Source organism: Shinella kummerowiae (assembly GCF_009827055.1).
In the GTDB taxonomy this organism is placed as follows: Bacteria; Pseudomonadota; Alphaproteobacteria; order Rhizobiales; family Rhizobiaceae; genus Shinella; species Shinella kummerowiae.
This window is the reverse complement of sequence record NZ_WUMK01000003.1, coordinates 217,024-238,718: the sequence shown is the minus strand read 5'-3', so window position 1 is coordinate 238,718 and position 21,695 is coordinate 217,024. Positions and strand designations below refer to the sequence as shown.

The window sequence follows — 21,695 nt, the reverse complement described above, 5'->3', positions numbered from 1 at the left end:
ATATGTGTCCATATTTCGGACGCTGTTGTTTTTGATTGTTGACACATATGTACATTCCCGCTTACCGTCACGACAAAGTCCTTCAAACCGGAGCCGGCGCATGTCGAACGATCCCCTGCTTCAGCCCTACCAACTCAAGCATTTGACCCTCCGCAACCGTATCATCGTCACGTCGCACGAACCGGCCTATCCGGAAGACGGCATGCCGAAGGGGCGGTACCGCGCCTACACGGTGGAGCGGGCGAGGGGCGGTGTGGCGCTGACGATGACGGCCGGTTCAGCCGCGGTTTCGAAGGACAGTCCGCCGGTCTTCAACAACCTGCTGGCCTACAAGGACGAGATCGTTCCGTGGATCCGGGAGATGACCGACGCCGTGCACGAAGAGGGGGCGGCGATCATGATCCAGCTCACGCATCTCGGCCGTCGCACGCGCTGGGACAAGGGCGACTGGTTGCCCGTCCTCGCACCCTCGCATCATCGCGAGGCGGCGCACCGGGCGTTCCCGAAGAAGCTGGAAGACTGGGACATCGAGCGCATCATCAAGGATTTTGCCGACGCGGCCGAACGCATGAAGGCGGGCGGCATGGACGGCGTCGAGCTGGAGGCCTATGGCCACCTCATCGACCAGTTCACCTCGCCGCTCACTAACGAACTCGACGACCCCTATGGCGGCTCGCTCGACAATCGCATGCGCTTCTGTCTTGACGTGTTCAGGGCGATCCGCAAACGGGTGGGTGACGACTTCATCCTCGGCGTACGTTACACGGCCGATGAATGTCTTCCGGGCGGGACTGGAAAGGCCGAAGGCCTTGAAATCTCCCGCCGGCTCAAGGAAAGCGGGCTGATCGACTACCTGAATGTCATCCGCGGCCATATCGATACGGACCCCGGCCTGACGGATGTCATTCCGATCCAGGGGATGGCCAGCGCTCCCCATCTCGATTTCGCCGGCGACATTCGCGCCGCCACCAGGTTTCCGACGTTTCACGCGGCGAAAATTCAGGATGTCGCCACCGCGCGTCATGCGATCGCCGCCGGCAAGGTCGACATGATCGGCATGACCCGCGCCCACATGACCGACCCGCATATCCTGCGCAAGATCATCGAAAAGCGCGAGGACGATATCCGCCCCTGCGTCGGCGCGAATTACTGTCTTGATCGCATCTACCAGGGCGGCCTTGCCTTCTGCATTCACAATGCGGCGACCGGCCGCGAGGAGACCATGCCGCAAAGCATCCCGAAGGCGGGTGTGCGCCGGAAAATCGTCATTGTCGGTGCAGGGCCGGCCGGTCTGGAGGCGGCGCGTGTGTCCGCCGAGCGTGGGCATGAGGTCGTGGTCTTCGAGGCCGCGAACAATCCCGGTGGCCAGATTCGCCTGACGGCGCAGAGCGAGCGCCGCCGCGAGATGATCGGCATCATCGACTGGCGCATGAGCCAGTGCGAGAAGCTGGGCGTCACGTTCCGCTTCAATACCTGGGCGGATGTCGATACGATTGCGGCGGAAAAGCCTGATGTGGTCATCATCGCGACGGGCGGCCTGCCGCATACCGAGGTGCTGACAAAGGGCAACGAGCTGGTCGTGTCCTCCTGGGATATCATTTCGGGTGACGTGAAGCCGGGCACCAATGTGCTCATCTACGACGATGCCGGCGACCATGCCGGCTTGCAGGCTGCCGAATTCATTGCCAAGGCCGGCGGCAAGGTCGAGATCATGACGCCGGACCGCGCTTTTGCGCCGGAAGTCATGGCAATGAACCTCGTGCCCTATATGCGTTCGCTGCAGAAACTCGATACGACCTTTACCGTCACCTACAAGCTGGAAGCGGCGGAGAAGAGCGGCAACCAGATCATCGCCCATGTCGGCAGCGATTACGGCGGGGTTTCCAAGCAGCGCGTTGTCGACCAGATCGTCGTCAACCACGGCACCATCCCGCTGGACGACCTCTATTTCGAGCTCAAGCCGGGCTCGAAAAACCTCGGCGAGGTCTCCTATGACGAACTGCTTTCCGGCGCGCCGCAGACCGTCGCGCGCAACCCGGACGGCACGTACCAGCTCTTCAGGATCGGCGATGCCGTCGCGGCGCGCAACACGCATGCGGCCATCTACGATGCGCTGCGCCTTGCCAAGGATCTTTGAGGATAGTGTGAAGCGACTACGCTGCCGGCCAATTCCAGGCCGTTGATCTTCGCCGTTTCACATGCCTGACGAAAGCCGGAGCGGCAGGGCAATCATTGAACGCCCTGCCGCTCCGCGACCATTCGCTGCGAAACGGGCGTCCTTGGCATCCATTTACAGGATACCCCAATACGGATATTATTTATCCTTATTTGATGGGTAGGTTTGATGATCCTCAAGAGCCAAGTCGAATGGGCGCTGCACTGTTGCACCATTCTCGCCGGACTTCCGAACGGCCGTTATCTCTCCACAAAGGCGCTTGCCGAGTTCCATGGGGTGCCGAAGGAGTATCTCTCCAAGGCGCTGCAGAGCCTTTCCCAGGCAAAACTGGTCGATTCGACACTCGGACCGAGCGGTGGTTACCGACTTTCCCGTCCAGCGGCCGAAATCAGTTTTCTGGACGTAGTGGAAGCGGTGGAGGGCAAGGAGCGGACCTTCGTCTGCAACAATATCCGCACCAACAATCCCTGCCGGCCGAAGAGCTATTGCGAAGCAGGCCCTTGTGCGATCGCGCGTATCATGTGGGAAGCGGATGAGGCCTGGCGGGCAAGCCTTCGCAGCGTCACGCTCGCGGCACTCATCCAGACACTTGAAAAGGAGATTCCTGTCACGCTCTGGCAAAGCAGCTCCGAATGGGTGCTGAACCGCGCCGGCTGAGCCGCAGTCGTGAGATTAAGTCATGCTTGAAAATCTCTGGTAATGGCCGGGCTCCACGATGGAGCCCGGCCAAAGCACGTTATTTTAGCGGGTGAACGAGTTGCGTCTCGGCGGTATCGACGATGAAAACTGCGAGCAGCTTGGCCGGCGCCGTCTGGCTGTCGTTCGCGCTGACGGCGTGCCGGTCGCCCGGCATTTCAGAAAAATTCTCGCCCGCTTGGTAGACTTTGACCGGGCCGTCGTTGACCTGGCTGCGGATCGCACCCTCAAGCACCGTCGCGTAAATGAAGGCAGAGGTAGGATGTGTATGGCCTTCGGAGAAGCCGCCGGGGCCATATTCGACAAGCACACCGCGAATGCTCTTGCCGGGTACGTTCGGCAGTTCGTGTTCATAGACCTGCGTCACCTTCGCGGCCTCGCTGGCGGAGGCGGCATTGGCGGTGAAGACGACTGCGGCGAGGGCGGCGGCGATAGATATCCTGATCATGTCAGTGCTCCATTGAATGAGATGAGTGAAGGTGTCGCCCGCGCTATCGGCGGGCGGACGTGCTGAACCAGTCATCGAAGGTGATCCGGCCGAGACGCGCGTCCCCGTTGGGAACGAGCGACCCATCGTCGAGCCGAGCGCCAAAATAACGGGCCTCCGGATCGGCAGTGACCTTGCGGTCGTCGTTCATGGCCTGGAGATAGCGGCCAGCGAGTTCGTTGAGCCGGAAGCGTTGCGGGCCGGCAATCTCGATAGTGCTATTCACTGGCGTTGCGAGCGCCACGTCGGCCATTGCATCCGCCACGTCGTCCGAGGCGATCGGTTGAACATAGGCGGGCGACAGATGAACGGTGTCGCCCACGGTTCCGGCTTGGACGATACCGCCCAGAAACTCCATGAACTGTGTCGAGTGGACGATCGTGTAGGCAATGCCGGAGGCGCGGATGAGTTTTTCCTGCACAAGCTTGGCACGAAAGTAGCCGCTTTCCTGCAAGCGCTCCGTGCCGACCACCGACAACGCGAAATGATGTTTCACGCCCGCGGCCTTTTCGGCGGCAAGCAGGTTATGCCCCGAGGTCTCAAAGAATGCCATGACGTCCTTGTCGGCAAAGGAGGGGGAGTTTGCCAGGTCGAGGACGACGTCGGTGCCGGTAAGGGCGTCAGCAAGGCCTTCGCCGGTGATCGTGTTGACGCCGGTATTGGGCGATGCGGCGATGACTTCATGCCCCTTTTGTCGCAAGCGTTCCACGGTTTTCGACCCGATGAGGCCGGTTCCGCCGATGATGACGATTTTCAAGTTGGCTCTCCCGTCGCAGCGCCCATCGCGCCACGCGCTTGTTGACGATGATGGCAGCGGCTCAGTTCAGGCCGGCCTTGTCGAGGCCGTAGAGCTTGTCGGCCGAACCCGGCACGGACTTGAAGGCGATCGCGACCCGGTTCCAGGCGTTGATGGTCATGACCGAGAATGTGAGGTCGGAGATTTCCTTCTCGGAGAGCTGTCCGCGCACGCGCTCGTAAAGCTCGTCCGGAATGCCGCCTTCGGGCAGTTTCGTCAGCGCTTCGGTCCAAGCGAGCGCTGCGCGTTCGCGGGGAATGAACAGCGCCGATTCGCGCCAGATGGCGATGTGGTGAACGCGCAATTCGCTTTCGCCATGGATCTTGGCTTCCTTCACATGCATGTCGAGGCAGAAAGCGCAGCCGTTGAGCTGGGAGGCGCGGATGTTCACGAGGTCGCGGATCTTCTGCTCAATGACGCTACTCTGCAGCGCCATGCTCAGTTCGGAGATTTTCTTGAAGAATTCAGGGGATTGCTGGGCGTAGTTCAGACGTTGGGTCATGCTGCTCTCCTTAATTAAGGATATCATTTATCCTTATGGATATTTAATATCCTTAATTTCTGGACTGTAAAGTCGAAACGCCATAAACTTGGCGCATAAGGCTTATGTCGGGGAGTATGGCGATGGATATCGTATCGGCGCTGCGGACGTTCCTGCGTGTCGTGGAAACGACGTCGTTCTCGGCTGCGGCGCAGGATCTCAACCTGACGCAGCCTGCGGTCTCGCGGCAGGTTTCCGCCCTCGAGGCTCACCTCAACGTGCGCCTCCTCCACCGCACGACCAGTGCGCTGGCTCTGACGGCGGAGGGTGAGCGCATCATTCCCATGGCATTGCGTGTGCTGGAGGCCGTCGATGACCTTGGCGACAGCCTTGGCCATAATGTCGGGGCCGCCGCGGGCAGGGTACGGTTGAGTGTTCCCGCGCCGCTCGGCCTTTTCCTCAGCGACCGCCTCGAGGGGCTGCTCTCACTCTATCCCGGGCTTTTCGTCGAACTCCTGTTCAGGGAGGAGGCATCCGACCTTATCCAGGAGGGGATCGACCTTGAAGTACGCCTTGGGCCTGTCGCGGACAATGGCTTGATCTGTCGCCGGATCGGCTGGACGACCGCCTTCCTCGTCGCTGCCCCGTCTTATCGGGAGCGATGCGGCTTGCCCTCCCGTCCCGAGGATCTCGCTGTCCACGACTGCATCTGTTATCAGCGCGCCGCTCACAGTCACATCTGGTCGTTCTCCGACGGCGCGGGGGAGATTCCTGTACGCATCACACCACGCCTGACTGCCAACAACGCTGTTGCCGTGCATCGGGCGACGCGCGCGGGCAGCGGGCTTTCGGTCCTCTCCCATATCCTTGCTGTGCCGGACATCGAAAGCGGCGCGCTTGTCGATGCGATGCCGGATTTTCGGCCGACCCGGCTGCCGATCAACGTGGTTTATTCCTCGCGCCGCAACATGCCGCTACGGATAAGGACGGTGGTGGAGTTCCTGATCGATGCGGTTCGTAGCGATCCGCTCATGCGAGACGCGGAGGGGTAGCATCAAACAGCGTAGGCGACCCAGCGTCCTGTCGCCGTCAGGCGATGTTCCTGCTGCGCGCCTCTACCGAATGGGAACCGCTCTCTTCCGCCTTGCCTCCGGCAAGATCCTCAAGAAACGTGTCGCACCAGGCGAACACGTCGTTGGTGCACAGCACGGTCATCATGCTTTTCCAGCGTTCGCGACGCTCCTCCAGCGGCATGACGAGGCTGCGGGCGATGGCCTCGGCCGTGCCCTCGACGTCGTAGGGATTGACGAGCACGGCATCCTTCAGTTCGCGCGCGGCGCCCGCAAAACGCGACAACAGGAGGACGCCGGGGTCGTCCTCGTTCTGCGCCGCGACATATTCCTTGGCGACGAGGTTCATGCCGTCGCGCAGGGGTGTGACCAGCGCAAGCCTGGCCATGCGATAGAGGCCCGCCAGAGCGGGGCGTCGCAGCGATCGATTGACGTAGCGGATCGGCACCCAGTCCACGGTTCCGAGCGCGCCGTTCACCCGGCCGGCCTGTTCCGCCACGGCGCGCTGCATGGCCTCGTATTCAGGCACTTCGGAGCGCGATTTCGGCGTGATCTGCAGCAGCGTGACCTTGCGCTGGCTTTCCTCATGACGGGTGAGGAAGGTCTCGAAGGCATCGATGCGCTGCGTGATGCCTTTGGAATAGTCGAGCCGGTCGACGCCGATGATCAGCTCCTTGCCGTCGAGGCTCTGCAGCATGCGCTTGTGCAGCGTGGTTTCCGCCGCCCGTTTCGCGAGGCCGGCAAATTCGGTGGTCTCGATGCCGATCGGGTAGGACTTGGTGGTGAAGGCCCGTTCGCCGACGACAAAACGGGTCATGTCCAGCCGATGTCCCATGTCCTGGCGCGCGAGGCAATCGGCAAAATTGTTCCGGTCATGATCGGTCTGGAAGCCGATCACATCATAGGCGGTGAGGCCTTTCAGCAACTCGTCGTGCACCGGCATGGTGAGAAACACATCCGGCGAGGGCCAGGGGATGTGCAGGAAGAAGCCGATGCGGTTCTTCACGCCCAGCCGACGCAGTTCCGCGGCGAGAGGAATGAGATGATAGTCGTGAATCCAGATGAGGTCGTCGTCCTGGATCAAGGGCAAAAGACGGCTGGCGAAAAAACGGTTCACGCGGAAATAGCCGGTCATTTCGCGCCTGCCATATTCGGCTAGATCCAGCCGGTAGTGGCAGATCGGCCAAAGCACGCGGTTGGCAAAGCCCTGATAGTATTCTTCGACATCGCGCTCGGTCAGGTCCGTCAGCGCGTATTCGATATTGCCGTCCTTCACGGTTCTCAGCGGCCCGACGGCGTCCTCGGCGCAGGATTGGCCGGACCAGCCGAGCCATAGACCGCCGCGTGTCTTGAGCGCCGACTGGAGGGCGACGGCCAGGCCACCGGCAGGTGCCGTGCCGCGTTTGTCAGGAACGGGAACGCGATTGGAAACAACGATGAGACGACTCATGATTTTACAACACCAGACTGACGGGTACTTCGATCACGCAGCGGAAAACCTTCACGAGAGAGGCAGGCAGAATGCCGGCAGGAAGGAGGGGCGTATCGGGAGCGAACATTGCCATCGAATTTATTTTGCGACGCAACATGAACTCACCCCGGCCCGGAATGTTCCGCCGGCTGTTGATATTGACGTTCATTGCTTGCCTCTTCGTTGGATGGTGGAGGCGAACAGACTGCCCGCCGGTATGCACGCCTGACGAAGCGGAAAGGGCTCGCCAGCGGGCCAGCCTCCTAGTTTCCACCTTTTCGTCTTGCGTAAATGACGGGCATGGCGGCGGCATCAGGCGCTGTGTTCAACATGAATGCACGGCTGTGCAATATCATGTTGACAGGACCGATTGTGAATGGTTGATTGCACATGTTGCCAATTGCGAACGGGAGGAAACTTTCGCAGTTTCGGCACGAACTGTGCGGTTGCCGGCAAAGATCGGCAAGGGGAGGGCCAATTGCACGGCTTTGCGAAAATATGCGAAAGCAAACGAGGTGGCCATCATGGCCTCGTCTGATGCGCTTTTGACGCCGGCGCCCGTTGGCGGTGCGCGCTGGCGTTACCGGTTGCGGCTGGCCTTGCGCGAGCCGACAACGGTGATCGCCATCCTGATGGCGGCACTCTTCGCCTATCTCATTGTCTTGCCGATCCTGTCTATCCTTGCGGATGCGGCGACTGTGCAATTCGGCGACGAGCGGCGCACCGGCGGCGGGACGGGCGGCTTCACGTCCTACTATCTCTACCGCGCCTTCGTGTCACCGGTCGCATACGACCTCTTCTGGGAGCCACTGCTCAACACGCTGAAAGTGGCCTTCGGTGCGATCACCATTTCGCTTGCCGTCGGCGGCGTGCTGGCCTGGCTGATCGCGCGCACCGACATGTTCGGCCGCCGCTGGTTCGCCACCGCGCTCATCGTGCCCTATATGCTGCCGGCCTGGACCTTTGCGCTTGCCTGGAACACGCTTTTCAAGAACCGGACCGTCGGCGGCCAGCCGGGCTGGTTCGAGGCGATCGGACTGACGCCGCCGGACTGGCTCGCCTATGGCCAGGTGCCGATCACCATCATTCTCGCGTTGCATTACACGCCCTTTGTCATCCTGCTCTTTGGCTCGGCGCTGCGCCGTTTCGACAGCCAGCTGGAGGATTCCGCGCGCATTCTTGGTGCATCCGGCTGGGTCGTCGCCGCGCAGGTCATCCTGCCATTGATGCGTCCGGCGCTGCTTTCGGCCGTGCTGCTCATCTTCGCAAAATGCCTTGGCGAGTTCGGCGTGCCCTATGTGCTCGGCCTGCCGGTGAAATTCGATGTGCTGGCGACCTCGCTCTATCGCTCCATCGGTTCGCGCCAGACGGGCGTGGCGGGTGTGCTGGCCGGCGCGATCATGCTGATCGGCGTGCTTGCCATCATGGTCGATGCCTATCTTGCCCGCGAAGCGCGCCGTTTCGTCACCGTCGGCTCGAAGGGCTCGATGAACCGGCTGTCGCGTCTGAAGGGCCTGCGCTGGCCCGCGACGGGCTTTGCCGGGGTCGTCTTCATGCTGTCGGTCGGCATGCCGCTGCTGACGCTTGCGCTGTCGACCGTCATGCATCAGCCGGGCAGTTTTGCGCTCTCCAACTTCACGCTCGACTACTGGATCGGTCAGGACTTGCCAACGGTCGCCATGCGCACCGGAATTCTGTTCAGTCCCGATCTCTGGCAGGCGGCGTTCAATACGATCACGATCGTCGGCATCGCCTCCATCTGCTCGGGCATTCTCGGTGTGCTCACCGGTTATGTCGTGGTGCGCACGACCATCCGTCCGCTGGCGATCTTCCTGCGGCAGGTGACGTTCATGCCCTATCTCGTGCCGGGCATCGCCTTTGCCGCCGCCTATCTCTCGCTCTTCGCCGTGCAGCGCGGGCCGATCCCCGGTCTCTACGGCACAACACTGATTCTCGTGCTCGCGTTGATGGCAGATCAGATGCCCTATGCATCCCGCGCCGGCATCTCCGCGATGATGCAGCTCGGCAAGGATCCGGAAGAGGCGGCGCAGATCGTCGGGGCGGGCTGGTTTCGGCGTATGACGTCCATCGTCATCCCGATCCAGAAGGGTTCGCTCGTCACCGGTATTCTTCTGCCCTTCATTTCGGGCATCAAGGGGCTCAGCCTTTTCGTCATCCTCGCCGTGCCCGCCACGGATGTGCTGACGACCTTCTCGCTGCGCCTCGTCGACTACAATTACACCCAGGCCGCAAACGCCGTGGTGCTGATCATCGCCGGTCTTGCCTATGGCGGCACGGTGCTCGCCCAGCGGCTGACCCGCACAAACCTTGCCGAGGGACTTGGAACCTGATGCCCGATATCGTTCTCAGCAATGTCCAGAAGTCCTATGGCGGCGGTTCGCCCAATGCCGTCAGTGACCTCGATCTTCACATCCATGACGGCGAATTCATGTGCCTGCTTGGCCCTTCCGGCTGCGGCAAGACGACGACGTTGCGCATGATCGCCGGTCTCGAAAACCTGACGGACGGCGAAATCCACGTCGGCGAGAGGGTGATCGACAGTCCAGCACGCGGCGCCTTCGTCGGTCCGGAAAAACGCGGCATGGGCCTGGTCTTCCAGTCCTATGCGCTCTGGCCGCACCTCACCATCGAGCGCAACACCGATTTCGGCCTGCGCCTGCGCAAGGTGCCGAAGGCCGAGCGCGAGGCGCGGGTGGAGAAGGTGATGAAGGCGCTTGACATCGAGAAATACCGCCATCGTTATCCCTCGCAGCTCTCCGGTGGCCAGCAGCAGCGCGTGGCGCTCGCCCGCATGCTGGCGGTCAATCCAGGCGTGCTGCTGCTCGACGAGCCGCTCTCCAATCTTGATGCGCGTCTGCGCCTCGAAATGCGGGCCGAGCTGAAGCGCATCCACGCGGAATTCCGCACGACCATCGTCTTCGTCACCCATGATCAATGGGAGGCGATGACGCTCGCCACCTCAATTGCCGTGATGAGCGAAGGCCGCCTCCAGCAATTGGGCACGCCGAACGATATCTACGACCGGCCGGCCAACCGCTTCGTCGCCGAATTCGTCGGCAGCCCGCCGATCAACATCCTCGAAGCGGCCACCACCCACGCGCTGGATCGTGCCGCATCGCATTGGCTCGCTGGTCGTCTCGGCGAGAGCGCAGGGGTCGGCTCGGTGGGCTTCCGTCCGGAAGCTCTCCAGATCGCGCGTTCGGAGGCTGCCGTTCCCGGCGGCAGCTTCCGCCATGCGGCCGAGGTCACGGGCATCCTGCCAACCGGCGGCAGCTGGATCATCGAACTCAAGGTCGATGGACGCGCGCTGTTCGCCACCACCACGGAAAGCCCTGCGCTGCGCGGCGGGGAGCGGGTGTGGGTGCATGTGCGCCCAACGGCTGTGCACGTCTTCGACGCGGCAGGCCTCCGGCTTGCCGAGGCGGACGACGTGCTGGCGCGTGCCGCCTGAACATGAGGCAAATGAAACTGAACCCTCGTCGCATCCGATGGGAAGAGACGGATGTGACGCAATTACGAAGGAGGAGAACATGAGGACATACGGTTTATTGGCAGGCGTGGTGCTGGCCGCCGCGATGGGCGGCGGGGCGCTGGCGGAGGATTTCAACCTCGACTCGCTCATCGAGGCGGCGAAGAAGGAGCCGCCGCTGTCGGTCTATGACAGCACCGGCAAGATCGTCGACATGGTCGAGGCCTTCAATGCCAAATACGGCCTGAAGGCTGAGGGCTCGAAGTCCAAGGCGACCGCGCAGCTCGAAACGATCATTCGCGAATCGCAGTCCGGCAACATCCAGACGGATGTCTCCTTCATCTCGGATCCGTCCGCCGTGATCGGCCAGCTCATGCCGGCCGGTTTCGTCGAGAACTGGGTGCCGCCGGATCTGGCCAAGGACATCTCGTCGGAGGCGCAGAACCCGTTGCTGATCGTCTCAAGCCCGAACATCCTCGCCTACAACACCAAGCTCTACGACAAGTGCCCGATCACCAATATCTGGCAGCTCACCGAGGCGGAGTGGAAGGGCAAGGTCTCGATGCAGGACCCGCTCGGCAAGCCGTCCTATACCGACTGGTTCAACCAGATGCGCAGCCGTATCGACGACAAGATCGCCGCCGCCTATGAGAAGCAGTACGGCAAGAAGCTGGAGACCGACCTCGGTAGCGCAACGCAGGCCTTCGTCGCCGCGCTTGCCGCCAACGGCCCGCTCCTGACGGATTCCGACTCAGCCGCCGCGGAAGCGGTTGCCGCCCCCGGCCAGAGCGAACCTTTCATCGGTCTCGTCTCTTCCGCCAAGTTCCGCGACAATGCAGGAAAAGGCTTCACGCTCGGCCTCTGCGCTGGCGTGGATCCGATCATCGGCTTCTCCAATCCGACGGTTGGCGTCATCGTCAAGGGCAGCGACAGCCCGAACACCGCCAAGCTCTTCGTGCACTATGCGATGACCGCCGAGGGCATCGCGCCGCAGGCCGACGACGGCAAGCTTTCCTCCAACAGCACCGTCGGCCTTCCGGCCGATGAGCCGTCCGGCATCGGCAAACATCTCGACGCGATGCTCACCTACAACCCTGCCACTGGCCTGGAAGACTGGGACAGCCGGCAGGACTGGCAGGATTTCTGGCGCGTTCACTACAAGCGCTGAGCAAGACCGGGCGGGCCGGCAAACGGCCCGCCCTCCATGACACGAGTTTTCTAATGACCGATCCGCTGCTTCGTACTGCCATCGCCGCTGCCCTTCTGCCCGCGCCCGCCCTTTTGGCGGCGTTCCGGCAGCAGATGGCGGTGGACTACAAGCGCGACCGCCACGATCCCGTTACGGAACACGACCGGCGGGCGGAAGCCGCAATCCGCGCGCTGATCTTCCACGAAGTGCCCGATTCCACCTTCATGGGGGAAGAGGGCGGCACGACCGGCACGGGCAGGGTTCAATGGTTCGTCGATCCGATCGACGGCACGTCGAATTTTGCCGCGGGTATCGCGTTCTGGTGCACCTCGGTCGGAGCGGTCGTCGACGACACGGTTGTTGCGGCGGCAATCCATGACCCGGTTTCGGGGGCGATCTTCTCCGCCTCCAGCGCCGGCGCCTGGCTGAACGACCAGCCACTGGCGCCGGCGAATGCCGCTGCCGAGCCACACGCGACGCTGATCACCGGTTATCCCGTGGCGCGGGATTTTGCGCTGGACGGCCGGGACGCGGCACTCGACCGCTTCGGCCGGCTGGTCGAAACCGTCGCGACGGTGCGCCGGCCCGGCAGCGCTGCGCTCTCCATCGCCCATGTCGCGGCGGGGTGGGCGGATGCCGCACTCGGCTTCAGCGTCAATCCCTGGGATGTGGCGGCGGCAAGCCTCATCCTGCGACAGGCGGGCGGGCGTTACCTGCCGCTGTCGCTCGGGAAATGTGCGGCGGATGCGCCGGCGCACAGGCACCCCGGTTACATCGCCCTGCGGCGCGGCGCGGACTACCCGAAGGTGGTTGGCATTGCCGAAGAAATCTCCGTCGGGCGAAGCCAGAGAATGAACAGGATTTTTAAAACGGAAGGACTGCGTGCATGACGATTGGCGATGAGGCGCTCGCTCGCCGGGAGGCCCTCCTTGCGGAACTGGTTTGCGAGGCGGCAGAGCTCGCCCGCGCCGGTTTCGCGCGGCAGACGGGGCAGTCGGTCAGCATGAAGGGGCCGCAGGATTACCTGACAGAGACCGACGGGCAGGTGGAAAACCATGTCCGCGCCCGCATTGCCGACGTCTTCCCCGAAGACGGGTTCCTCGGCGAGGAGGGGGGCGGCGAGCCGGGCGTTCAGGCTTGGGTGGTCGATCCAATCGACGGCACCGCCAATTTCGCCCGTGCGATCCCGCATTTCTGCGTCGCCATCGCCTTCGTCGCTAATGGCGAGGTGCAGCTTGGCGCCATCGTCAATCCGGTGCTCGATGAGGTCTATCTCGCACGCCGTGGTCGAGGGGCGAGCCTCAATGGCAAGCCGATCCGCGTGTCCGCCACCACGGACATCGCCGCCACCTCCTTCGAGATGGGCTGGTCGAACCGCCGGCCGCTCGCCCGTTATATCAGCGCCGTCAATGCGTTGTTCGAGGCCGGCAGCAATGTGCGGCGCGGCGCCTGCGGGGCGCTCGGCCTCGCCTATGTTGCCGATGGGCGCAGCGATGGTTATGCGGAGCTGCACATGAATTCCTGGGATTGCCTGGCCGGCCTGCTTCTCGTTCATGAGGCCGGTGGCGTCACCGGACCGTTCCTGTCGCTCGGAGGCCTGACCGAGGGGGCGCCGGTGCTGGCCGCGGCGCCGGGCGTTGCCAATACCCTGTCGGACGCGACCGGCATTCCCCTTCTGTCCGGGCCGGACCTGCTTGTCCCGGCGGATGAAGAGCATCGGAGAACCGCATGACCGAAAAACCCAGCCGCCACTATGACCGCCCGCTGATCAGCCGCGTTTATGAAAACCTGCCGGGCTTCGGCGTCGATCTCTTCGTCGGCGGTCGTGAGGGTGCGTCGGACGTGCCGCTTCTGCGCGCGAGCGGCATTTCCACGGTGCTGAACTGTGCAGTCAATCTCGACTTCAACTATGTCGCGGCACCCGACGAGGTCTCTCACGACAGCCGCGTCGGCTACGGCCCGGCACCGATCCGTTACTACAAGCTCGGTATCGTCGATGGTCCGGGCAATCCCGACACCATGTTCCTCGCCGGGTACTACCAACTGCTCGGCGCGTTGCAACAGGTGCTGCCGGAGAAGCCGAGCTATCCGATGCGCGAGCGCGGTAACGTGCTGGTGAATTGCCGCGCCGGGCGCTCGCGTTCTGTCATCCTCGCCGCCCTGCTGCTGCATCTGCAAATCCCCAAGGAATTCCCGACGCTCGCCTCTGCCGTCGATCATGTTCGTGAAAAACGCGAACTGCGCCCCGACGAGTGGCACGAGACACCGAAGCCGATGCTGATTGCCGCCGCCGAGAGTGCTGCCGGCTGGGTGCGGATCGTCGAGGCGGATCGCGCGCGCTCCGGCGCTGTGGTGAAGGTTTCCGCATGATCCGCATCGCCGTGATTGCCGACCCCCATGTGCATGATTGCACCTGGGTGCCGGAGGGTTTTGGCCTGGAAGGTGCCGTGCGCAGCTTCGCCGAAACCGCCGCCTCGACCCGTATCTTCAACGAAAGCGTGCCGGCCTTTCGCGCCGCGCTTGATTGCGCGGTAGAGGCTGGCGCGCCCGTCGTGCTGCTTGTCGGCGACCTCACCGACGATGGCCAGCGGCCGAACATCCTGGCGGCGCTGTCGATCGTCGAGGCATACCGCGAGCGCCACGGTATCCGCGTGCTGATGACACCCGGCAACCACGATTTCTACGCGCTCGCCGGCCGGCCGCAGGACAAGAGTTTCCTTGCGCCGGACGGCACGCCGATCATGGTGAGAAGCGCCGACTGCGCCGAGGCCGCGACGCTCGGCACGGGCGAAGCACTCGCCATGCTTTCCAGCTTCGGTTTCGAGCCGGAAGAAGGCGATCTGCACTGGGAAAGTCCTTTCGGCACCAATCCCGACTGGTCGGCACGCAGCTACACGGTGCTGAGCCAGGACGGCAGCACGCCGTGCCGGATGATCGACGCCTCCTATCTCGTCGAGCCCATAGAAGGGCTGTGGGTGCTCGCCATCGATGCCAATGTCTGCGTTCCGCGCGATGGCGCCAGCGACTTTGCCGATCCCGCGCAGTTCCACGACCCGACCGATGGCGGCTGGCGAGCCGTGCTGCAACATCGCGCGCATCTGTTTGCCTGGATGGCGGACGTGGCGGCACAGGCGAGGGCAGGGGGCAAACATCTCGTTGCCTTCTCGCATTATCCGGCGCTCGATCCACTGGGTGGCGCGTCAAGGGAGGAGGTTGCGCTGTTCGGCGCGACCGGCCTCGCACGGCGCGCGCCCACCATCGCTGTTGCCGATGCATTTGCCGCGACGGGTGTTCCCCTCCATTTTTCCGGCCATCTGCATGTCAACGATACCGCCCGCCACGAAACGGCGCGCGGATGTTTCGCCAATATCGCCGTTCCGTCGCCGGTCGGCTATGGACCGGGCCTCAAGATCGTCGACCTTCATGCCGATCGGACCGAAATCCGTACGCAGCCCTTGCGGCAGGTGCCGGGCCACGACGCGGCCTTTGCAGCCTACCGGGCCGAGGCGCGAAAGGCGGGCACGGCCGAGCCTTCGGCAAGTTTCGCGCCTGATCACGGCCAGTTCCTCAGTCGTCATCTGGTCGACCTTGTGCATGGGCGTTATCTGGCGCGCGAATGGCCACAGGACATGGTGGACTTCGTGGCCGAGGCGTCGGTGGCGGATCTGATGCGGCATCTCGACCTCGACGCCGATGATGCGCCGGCTATGCCGCTGACGGCGCTCGTCGAGGATTGGTACAGGCTGCGCAAGGCCGGCGAACTCAGTCACGAGGACATCGCGCCCGATCGGCTCGCATTCTACCGCCGCCTTTCGGTGCAGGCGCCGTTGCTTAACGGTGACAGCCTTGCGGCGCGCTTCGCCACGCTCTTGCGGATGATGGGGGCATATCTCCATCGCCATCCGAACCGCGATTTCTCCCTCAGCCGCCCGGATATGGTGATCACACCGCTTTAAGGGCGGACGCTCTTGCGCCACGCGACCTGCGTCGGCAGGCGCTTCGGCGGGGCCGGCTCGGGCTCGTCCTTTTCGATTATGCTGGCGATATGATCGGCGATGGCGCCGATCGGCTGGCGGAAGGTTGTTAGGTTGTAGGCGAGCCAACCGGCCTCCGGAATGTCATCGAAGCCGACGACGCAGAGGTCGTCCGGAATGGCGAGACGGAATTCCTGCCGCGCCACATCCATGAAGCCAAGCGCCAGGAGGTCCGTGACGCAAAACACGCCGTCCGGCCGGTTCGAGGCACCGAGCAACTGGCGCGCACCTTCCGCACCCGTCGCATAGCCGGTCGGTCCGGCGCGACTGACCTGTGCCGTCAGGCCCAGTTCTGCAGCGGCGGCGACGAAGGATTGCTCGCGCGCCATGATGCTGGACGTGCCGGCGGTGGAACTGACCACGGCGAGGTTGCGGCAGCCGGCCCGGTGCAGCAACAGGCAGGCCTCGCGCGCCGCGTTTTCATTCTCGACCAGCACGAATTCCGGGCCGGTGATGGCATCGTCGCGGTTGATGAGGATGACGCGCTGGCCGTTTTCGATGCAGGTCTCGATCAGCGAGAGCGGCGGCGCGCCGGACACGACGACGGTTGCCTCGGCGCGGTAGTTCAACGTCTGGCGCAGCGCCGCCTCAACATTTTCCGGCTGCCCGGCTGTGTTCAGCACCATCACGACCTTGCCGATCGCCTGAAGCTTGCGCGTCGTGGTCTCGACCACATTGGCCTGGAACGGCGCCTGCATCTCGGCGACGATCAGGCAGACGATGCCCGAGCGATGGTGGATCAGTCCGCGCGCCAGATGGTTGACGTGGTAGCCGAGCTTTTCGGCCGCCGCGAGCACCTTGGTGCGCGTCGCCGGCGAGACGCTCGCCCCATCTGTGAAGGTGCGTGATACCGCCGAACGCGAAACACCGGCAAGCTCCGCCACCCGGATGGCGCTGACCGAGGATTTTTTTGGTTTGGCCTTCACTATCGCCACGTTCCTCTTTCCTTCGCTGTTCCCGCTTGCACAGGTTTGAACCATTTTTGCAGGAATGTGCAAGACGGCGAGCAGTTTCTGCTGAAAACGGAAGGTTCCGCAAGGCTGAAGGCATGGCGAAATAACCTTCTCGGAAAGGACTTAAGCAGCTTTGCAAGGCTGTGCATAAGGTTAGATGGCCATATATTGCCGCTTGTTTTCCCCAAAGGCGGCTCTTTCTCGACATTTCGCCGCCGATTTGGCGCATGCAGTGCCATTGAGCGAAATAAAACGTCCCAAGAATCTAAGCCGTCGGTACTGGAATGCCATGCCTTTCAGCCACGCATTCGCAGACCTGTCGGCATCCCGCTTCGACGCCCTCATTAGGGACGTGGCGATGGGGGACGTGGCGGCCACGCGAAAAAAACCCTCGAAACGGGATTATCGCGCGCCACAATATCTACCGTCGCGCGGTATGCGGGATTCTTTTATCTATAAAATCTATGTATTTTATATCTTAATATCCTTCGTTGGCTGCCCAGGAGGATACCATGCCCAAAACCGAATCCAATCCCATCACGCTCGGAACCCGCGCGGCGGACTTCGTCCTGCCCGATGCGGACGGCAATCTCTATACGTTGGCGGATTTCAAGGAGAGCCCGGCTTTGCTGGTCGCTTTCATTTCCAACCGCTGCCCCTTTGTCGTGCTGATCCGCGAAGCGCTGGCGCAATTCGCCAAGGACTATGCCGGGCAGGGGCTCACCGTCGTCGCCATCAACAGCAACGACGCGCAGGCCCATCCGGAAGAAACACTGGAACGGGTCGGTGCCGAGGTGAAGACCTATGGCTACGACTTCCCTTATCTCAAGGACGCATCGCAGAGCGTCGCCAAGGCCTACGGCGCGGCCTGTACGCCGGACTTCTTCCTCTATGACCGGGAGCGCAAGCTGACCTATCACGGCCAGTTCGACGACGCCCGCCCGGGCAACGGTAAGGATGTGACGGGTGCCGATCTGCGCGCTGCCGTCGATGCGGTGCTGAAGGGCGAAACTGCCGGCACAAGACAGGTTCCTTCGATCGGCTGCAATATCAAATGGGCAACCGGCAACGAACCGTCCTGGTTCTCCACCGCCGCCTGATCACCAGCGAAGCCGGCCGGCTCGCAGGGGCTGGCCGCGTTTTCTCCTTCACAGACCGGAACACCATGGCATCGCGTCGCAAAGCACAGCCCGAGAAAGATGGGCGCCTCATCGAAACGGACGTCCTCGTCGTTGGCGGCGGACCGTCCGCCGCGTGGGCCGCGCTATCGGCCGCAGAGACCGGCGTGCGCGTCGTGCTGGTCGACAAGGGCTACCACGGCACCAGTGGCGCGACGGCGCCGTCCAATACGGGAACCTGGTGCGTGCCGCCCGGCGAGGGGCGTGCAGCGTCCGTCGAGCAGCGCTTCAAGCGCACGGCCGGACTGGCCGATCGTCGCTGGATGCTGCGCGCGGCCGACCAGGCCTATGAAAACCTCCTGAAGCTGGTCGAGTGGGGCTACCCCTTTCCGAGCGAGGAGGACGGCAGCCTCTACATCGCCAACCTGCGCGGGCCGGACTACATGCGCTTCGTGCGCCAGCGCGTGCAGAAGGCCGGCGTCACCATTCTCGATCACCATCCGATCCTGGAACTGCTCGGCGACGACAACCATATCGGCGGTGCGGCGGGTCTGGTGCGACGCAGCGGTGCGAGTTTTCGGGTATCGGCCGGCGCCGTCGTTCTGGCGACCGGCGGCTGCGCCTTCTTCGAGCGCATACTCGGCGGCACGGGCCTGACGGGCGATGGCAGCCTCTTTGCGGCGGAGGCTGGCGCTTCACTTTCCGGCATGGAATTTACCGGCAAATACACACTCTCCCCCCATGGCTCGTCACTGAACAAGGGCCTGCCATTCCGTTGGGCGACCTTCTACCGCGAGAACGGCGAGGTGCTGCGCAATGCTCATGGCGATCCCGTGACGAACGGCATTGGTGGCGGGGAGCGGCAGGTGGCCGAGGCCTTGCTGACCGGCCCCGTCTATGCCCGGCTCGATCTTGCCGAACCCGCGATGCAGGACTGGTTGCGCCGCGGCCAGCCAAACTGTTTCCAGCCCTATGACCGCATGGGGATCAATCCCTTCGAACAGCGTTTCCGCGTGGAGCTCAAATACGAGGGCACGGTGCGCGGCACCGGCGGCATCCGCATCGTTTCCTCCGATTGCGGCACCGGTGTCGCCGGCCTCTACGTTGCGGGAGACGCGGCCAGCCGTGAGAACGTGACCGGCGGAATTTCCGGCGGCGGTGCGATCAATGCCTCCTGGGCGATTGCCAGCGGCTGGTGGGCCGGTCATGGCGCGGCGCACCACGCGCGCCGCCGGCAGAGCCGCGACGCTGCGCGGTTGCAGCCGCTCGGCACGGCGGGCCTGCGTGGCAGCGGCAAGCGCGATGATGTCGATCTCGCCGCCACGGCGCAGGCAGTGCATGACGAAATTGTCCCGCTCGACAAAAGCTACTGGCGGACGGCCGCGGCGCTGGAGTCCAGCCGACGGACGCTGGACGATATCTGGTCACGGCTTGGCCAGACCGGCCCCGCCACCGGCATTGAGCGTCTTCGCGCCCGCGAGTTGGCCTCGGTCACCGCAAATGCCCGCTGGACGGTTGCCGCAGCCCTTTTGCGCACCGAAAGCCGCGGCGTGCACCGTCGGCGCGATTTTCCGGGCGAGGATGACGCGCAGGCGAGCCGCATCACCGTTTCCGGCCTTGGCAAGGTGACGGCCGCACGCGAAATCCTCGCCCTTGAAACCGCACGGGAGGGCTGAACGATGATCGAAGTCATATCGACCGACCGCTGCATCCGCTGCGACATCTGCGAGCGCATCTGCCCGGCCTTCGTCTTCGACCGGGACGAGACGGGCCTGCCCGTCATCGCCCGGCAGGACGACTGCCAGACCTGTTTTCTCTGCGAAATCTATTGCCCGACGGACGCGCTCTACGTTGCCGAAGACGCACACGGGCCGACCGGAATCAGCGAGGCCGAGGTCGTGGAACGCGGCCTTTTCGGCACCTATGCCCGTTCGCTCGGCTGGAGCCGCGGTCGCGCCGGCGGCGCACAGAATGACCCGACCCGTCACATCCGCGTGGCGCAGGTCTGAAGGAGAATGACCATGGAACGCATAGCCGTCAGCGCGCTACGCAAAACCTTTACGCTAAAGCCCGGCCAGACGATGACGGTCGACGGCGTGCTATCCAACCGGATCGCGGTGCTGGATGGCGTCGACCTCACCATCAACCGGGGCGAGTTCGTCACCGTTGTCGGTCCCTCGGGCAGCGGCAAGTCGGTGCTGCTCGATGTCATCGCGGGACTGACCGAGGCGACCTCGGGCGGTGCGCGTATCGACGGCATCGCGGTGTCGAAGCCACATGCCAGCACGGCCTATGTCTTCCAGCAATATGCGCTCTTTCCCTGGCGCACCGCTTTGCAGAACGTCGAATATGCGCTGGAGGTGCGCGGCACGCCAGCCGCCGAACGTCGCGAGAAGGCACGCTACTTCCTGCATCTCTTCGGCCTCAACGGCTTCGAGGACCGCTATCCCTCGCAGCTTTCCGGCGGCATGCAGCAACGTGTGGCGATCGCGCGTGCGCTTTCCACCGATCCGCAGGTTCTGTTGATGGACGAGCCGTTCGCAGCCCTCGACGCCCAGACCCGCGACATCCTGCAAAGCGAGCTTTTGCGTATCTGGGAGCAGATCAAGACCACCGTCGTCTTCGTGACCCATTCGATCGACGAGGCGATCTATCTCGCCGACCGCGTCGTCGTGATGACCGCCCGCCCGGCGAGCGTCAAGGAGATCGTCGAGATAGACCTGCCGCGTCCGCGCGATCTCGATATCCGCAACAGCGAGGCCTTCAATGCCTACCGCGCCCGCGTCTGGGAAAGCCTGCGCGACGAGGTGGTGAAGGCCCAGCGCGACTGGGCGCTCGCTTCCAGCTACGCCAATTGAGGGAGGGCCCGATGAGCCTGATCGCCGACCGCAACCTGCCGCTTCGCACCACCTTTTCCCTGCGCCGCAAGCGCGCCAGGGAGAGGGCGCCGACCGCGCTTTCCGAAATCTTCTCCACCATCACGATAGGCCTGCCGGCGCTTGCCGCCTTTGCACTGCTCTGGGAGGTCGCGCCGCGTGCCGGATGGATCAATGCGCTGTTTTTTCCGCCGCTCAGCCAGGTGCTTGCGGTCCTGTGGGAGATGATAGTCTCCGGCCAGCTTGCCGATCATATCGGCATCAGCCTGCAACGCGCGGCGATCGGCTTTGCCCTTGCCGTCGTTACCGCCGTGCCGCTGGGTTTCCTAATGGGGCGTTATCCGCTTTTCGAGCGGGCCTCCGACTTCCTCGTCCAGACTCTGCGCAACACATCGCAGTTCGCGCTGCTACCGGTCTTCATTCTGGTGCTCGGCATTGGCGAGGCCTCGAAGATCGCCATCACCTTCTACGCCGCCGTCTTCTTCCTGTTGATCAACACGATCGTCGGCGTGAAGTCGGTCGACCCGCTACTCCTCAAGGCGGCGCGCTCGATGGGCACCTCCGATTGGGACCTTTTCAAGAAAGTGATTTTCCCCTCGGCCATTCCCTCGATCGTCGCGGGTGCCCGGCTCGGCGTGAAGACATCGCTCTTCTCGGTGATCGCGGCGGAGATGCTCGCCGCCCAGTCCGGCATCGGTTACCTCATCCAGAATTCCTCGCTGATGCTGGAAACCGACCGCATGTATGCCGGGATCCTGACGCTGACCATCGTCGGTCTTGTGCTCAACTACCTGCTCGTTGCCGGTGAAAAGCGCGCCACGCATTGGCACGGCAGCGGCGAAAGCGGCCCCAACTGAG

Annotated in this window: 21 protein-coding genes; 15 read left to right on the top strand and 6 right to left on the bottom strand. The window is 63.3% G+C overall.

All coding sequences use genetic code 11. The features are described from left to right. The first annotated feature begins 100 nt into the window (after nt 1–100). Both GR138_RS08940 and GR138_RS08935 read left to right on the top strand, forming a co-directional pair. Nucleotides 101–2,137, top strand: coding sequence for an NADH:flavin oxidoreductase (locus tag GR138_RS08940; RefSeq protein ID WP_160858508.1), 2,037 nt, complete (start codon nt 101–103; stop codon nt 2,135–2,137). A gap of 207 nt (nt 2,138–2,344) precedes the next feature. After that, on the top strand, nt 2,345–2,833 hold the full coding sequence (locus GR138_RS08935) for an RrF2 family transcriptional regulator (RefSeq protein WP_160858506.1): 489 nt from the start codon (nt 2,345–2,347) through the stop codon (nt 2,831–2,833). Between the two features lie 79 nt (nt 2,834–2,912). Here GR138_RS08935 and GR138_RS08930 read toward each other — a convergent pair whose 3' ends face one another. The 3 genes from GR138_RS08930 to GR138_RS08920 form a co-directional block, all read right to left on the bottom strand. Beyond that, nucleotides 2,913–3,320, bottom strand: a complete 408-nt coding sequence (locus GR138_RS08930) for a cupin domain-containing protein (RefSeq protein ID WP_160858504.1) — start codon at nt 3,318–3,320, stop codon at nt 2,913–2,915. Between the two features lie 43 nt (nt 3,321–3,363). Further along, nucleotides 3,364–4,116, bottom strand: coding sequence for an SDR family oxidoreductase (locus GR138_RS08925; protein ID WP_160858502.1), 753 nt, complete (start codon nt 4,114–4,116; stop codon nt 3,364–3,366). Between the two features lie 61 nt (nt 4,117–4,177). Then, the gene (locus GR138_RS08920) at nt 4,178–4,657 is read right to left on the bottom strand and encodes a carboxymuconolactone decarboxylase family protein (protein ID WP_160858500.1); all 480 of its coding nucleotides are present in this window, start codon (nt 4,655–4,657) and stop codon (nt 4,178–4,180) included. A 122-nt stretch (nt 4,658–4,779) separates the two neighbouring features. Between GR138_RS08920 and GR138_RS08915 the strand changes: the two genes are divergently transcribed. After that, complete coding sequence (locus GR138_RS08915; protein ID WP_160858498.1) at nt 4,780–5,688, top strand: LysR family transcriptional regulator; 909 nt, start codon at nt 4,780–4,782, stop codon at nt 5,686–5,688. Nucleotides 5,689–5,725: 37 nt separating this feature from the next. On the opposite strand, the gene otsA is transcribed toward GR138_RS08915, so the two are convergent. Both otsA and GR138_RS08905 read right to left on the bottom strand, forming a co-directional pair. Next, entirely contained in the window at nt 5,726–7,156 is a 1,431-nt protein-coding gene (gene otsA / locus GR138_RS08910; RefSeq protein ID WP_160858496.1) for an alpha,alpha-trehalose-phosphate synthase (UDP-forming), read from the bottom strand. 4 nt (nt 7,157–7,160) lie between these two features. Continuing rightward, nucleotides 7,161–7,346 carry a hypothetical protein gene (locus GR138_RS08905; protein WP_160858494.1) on the bottom strand — a complete coding sequence of 62 codons (186 nt, stop codon included), beginning with the start codon at nt 7,344–7,346 and terminating at the stop codon, nt 7,161–7,163. A gap of 355 nt (nt 7,347–7,701) precedes the next feature. Here GR138_RS08905 and GR138_RS08900 point away from each other — a divergent pair, with 355 nt between their 5' ends. From GR138_RS08900 to GR138_RS08870, 7 genes are all read left to right on the top strand, one after another. Further along, nucleotides 7,702–9,528 carry an ABC transporter permease gene (locus GR138_RS08900; protein ID WP_160858492.1) on the top strand — a complete coding sequence of 609 codons (1,827 nt, stop codon included), beginning with the start codon at nt 7,702–7,704 and terminating at the stop codon, nt 9,526–9,528. After that, a complete protein-coding gene (locus GR138_RS08895; protein ID WP_160858490.1) occupies nt 9,528–10,649 on the top strand; it encodes an ABC transporter ATP-binding protein in 1,122 nt (373 codons plus the stop codon). The genes GR138_RS08900 and GR138_RS08895 overlap by 1 nt, the downstream gene beginning before the upstream one ends. A gap of 79 nt (nt 10,650–10,728) precedes the next feature. Continuing rightward, complete coding sequence (locus GR138_RS08890; protein WP_160858488.1) at nt 10,729–11,835, top strand: ABC transporter substrate-binding protein; 1,107 nt, start codon at nt 10,729–10,731, stop codon at nt 11,833–11,835. 53 nt (nt 11,836–11,888) lie between these two features. Beyond that, nucleotides 11,889–12,746, top strand: coding sequence for an inositol monophosphatase family protein (locus GR138_RS08885; RefSeq protein WP_160858486.1), 858 nt, complete (start codon nt 11,889–11,891; stop codon nt 12,744–12,746). Beyond that, a complete protein-coding gene (locus GR138_RS08880; protein WP_160858484.1) occupies nt 12,743–13,588 on the top strand; it encodes an inositol monophosphatase family protein in 846 nt (281 codons plus the stop codon). The genes GR138_RS08885 and GR138_RS08880 overlap by 4 nt, the downstream gene beginning before the upstream one ends. After that, a complete protein-coding gene (locus tag GR138_RS08875; protein WP_160858482.1) occupies nt 13,585–14,226 on the top strand; it encodes a dual specificity protein phosphatase family protein in 642 nt (213 codons plus the stop codon). The genes GR138_RS08880 and GR138_RS08875 overlap by 4 nt, the downstream gene beginning before the upstream one ends. After that, nucleotides 14,223–15,812: a metallophosphoesterase family protein gene (locus GR138_RS08870; RefSeq protein ID WP_160858480.1), complete on the top strand. Its 1,590-nt coding sequence runs from the start codon at nt 14,223–14,225 to the stop codon at nt 15,810–15,812. The genes GR138_RS08875 and GR138_RS08870 overlap by 4 nt, the downstream gene beginning before the upstream one ends. Here the strand turns inward: GR138_RS08870 and GR138_RS08865 are convergent. Further along, complete coding sequence (locus GR138_RS08865; RefSeq protein ID WP_338091056.1) at nt 15,809–16,825, bottom strand: LacI family DNA-binding transcriptional regulator; 1,017 nt, start codon at nt 16,823–16,825, stop codon at nt 15,809–15,811. The genes GR138_RS08870 and GR138_RS08865 overlap by 4 nt on opposite strands. A gap of 530 nt (nt 16,826–17,355) precedes the next feature. On the opposite strand from GR138_RS08865, the gene GR138_RS08860 reads away from it, so the two are divergent. From GR138_RS08860 to GR138_RS08840, 5 genes are all read left to right on the top strand, one after another. Further along, the gene (locus tag GR138_RS08860; RefSeq protein WP_160858478.1) at nt 17,356–17,943 is read left to right on the top strand and encodes a thioredoxin family protein; all 588 of its coding nucleotides are present in this window, start codon (nt 17,356–17,358) and stop codon (nt 17,941–17,943) included. A gap of 65 nt (nt 17,944–18,008) precedes the next feature. After that, nucleotides 18,009–19,637, top strand: coding sequence for an FAD-dependent oxidoreductase (locus GR138_RS08855; protein WP_160858477.1), 1,629 nt, complete (start codon nt 18,009–18,011; stop codon nt 19,635–19,637). Nucleotides 19,638–19,640: 3 nt separating this feature from the next. Next, a complete protein-coding gene (locus GR138_RS08850; RefSeq protein WP_160858476.1) occupies nt 19,641–19,970 on the top strand; it encodes a 4Fe-4S dicluster domain-containing protein in 330 nt (109 codons plus the stop codon). Between the two features lie 12 nt (nt 19,971–19,982). Then, nucleotides 19,983–20,819 carry an ABC transporter ATP-binding protein gene (locus GR138_RS08845; protein WP_160858474.1) on the top strand — a complete coding sequence of 279 codons (837 nt, stop codon included), beginning with the start codon at nt 19,983–19,985 and terminating at the stop codon, nt 20,817–20,819. An 11-nt stretch (nt 20,820–20,830) separates the two neighbouring features. Continuing rightward, nucleotides 20,831–21,694 (top strand): ABC transporter permease, encoded by an 864-nt coding sequence (locus GR138_RS08840; protein WP_160858472.1) that lies wholly within the window; start codon nt 20,831–20,833, stop codon nt 21,692–21,694. Nucleotide 21,695 lies beyond the last annotated feature (1 nt).

Excerpts from the sequence above, each read along its gene's own strand:
- GR138_RS08840 (WP_160858472.1), top strand. The coding sequence starts at position 20,831 with ATGAGCCTGATCGCCGACCGCAACCTGCCGCTTCGCACCACCTTTTCC.
- GR138_RS08890 (WP_160858488.1), top strand. The coding sequence starts at position 10,729 with ATGAGGACATACGGTTTATTGGCAGGCGTGGTGCTGGCCGCCGCGATG.
- GR138_RS08860 (WP_160858478.1), top strand. The coding sequence starts at position 17,356 with ATGCCCAAAACCGAATCCAATCCCATCACGCTCGGAACCCGCGCGGCG.
- GR138_RS08880 (WP_160858484.1), top strand. The coding sequence starts at position 12,743 with ATGACGATTGGCGATGAGGCGCTCGCTCGCCGGGAGGCCCTCCTTGCG.
- GR138_RS08850 (WP_160858476.1), top strand. The coding sequence starts at position 19,641 with ATGATCGAAGTCATATCGACCGACCGCTGCATCCGCTGCGACATCTGC.
- GR138_RS08915 (WP_160858498.1), top strand. The coding sequence starts at position 4,780 with ATGGATATCGTATCGGCGCTGCGGACGTTCCTGCGTGTCGTGGAAACG.
- GR138_RS08940 (WP_160858508.1), top strand. The coding sequence starts at position 101 with ATGTCGAACGATCCCCTGCTTCAGCCCTACCAACTCAAGCATTTGACC.
- GR138_RS08900 (WP_160858492.1), top strand. The coding sequence starts at position 7,702 with ATGGCCTCGTCTGATGCGCTTTTGACGCCGGCGCCCGTTGGCGGTGCG.
- otsA (WP_160858496.1), bottom strand. The coding sequence starts at position 7,156 with ATGAGTCGTCTCATCGTTGTTTCCAATCGCGTTCCCGTTCCTGACAAA.
- GR138_RS08920 (WP_160858500.1), bottom strand. The coding sequence starts at position 4,657 with ATGACCCAACGTCTGAACTACGCCCAGCAATCCCCTGAATTCTTCAAG.
- GR138_RS08845 (WP_160858474.1), top strand. The coding sequence starts at position 19,983 with ATGGAACGCATAGCCGTCAGCGCGCTACGCAAAACCTTTACGCTAAAG.
- GR138_RS08885 (WP_160858486.1), top strand. The coding sequence starts at position 11,889 with ATGACCGATCCGCTGCTTCGTACTGCCATCGCCGCTGCCCTTCTGCCC.
- GR138_RS08870 (WP_160858480.1), top strand. The coding sequence starts at position 14,223 with ATGATCCGCATCGCCGTGATTGCCGACCCCCATGTGCATGATTGCACC.
- GR138_RS08905 (WP_160858494.1), bottom strand. The coding sequence starts at position 7,346 with ATGAACGTCAATATCAACAGCCGGCGGAACATTCCGGGCCGGGGTGAG.
- GR138_RS08875 (WP_160858482.1), top strand. The coding sequence starts at position 13,585 with ATGACCGAAAAACCCAGCCGCCACTATGACCGCCCGCTGATCAGCCGC.
- GR138_RS08935 (WP_160858506.1), top strand. The coding sequence starts at position 2,345 with ATGATCCTCAAGAGCCAAGTCGAATGGGCGCTGCACTGTTGCACCATT.
- GR138_RS08930 (WP_160858504.1), bottom strand. The coding sequence starts at position 3,320 with ATGATCAGGATATCTATCGCCGCCGCCCTCGCCGCAGTCGTCTTCACC.
- GR138_RS08855 (WP_160858477.1), top strand. The coding sequence starts at position 18,009 with ATGGCATCGCGTCGCAAAGCACAGCCCGAGAAAGATGGGCGCCTCATC.
- GR138_RS08895 (WP_160858490.1), top strand. The coding sequence starts at position 9,528 with ATGCCCGATATCGTTCTCAGCAATGTCCAGAAGTCCTATGGCGGCGGT.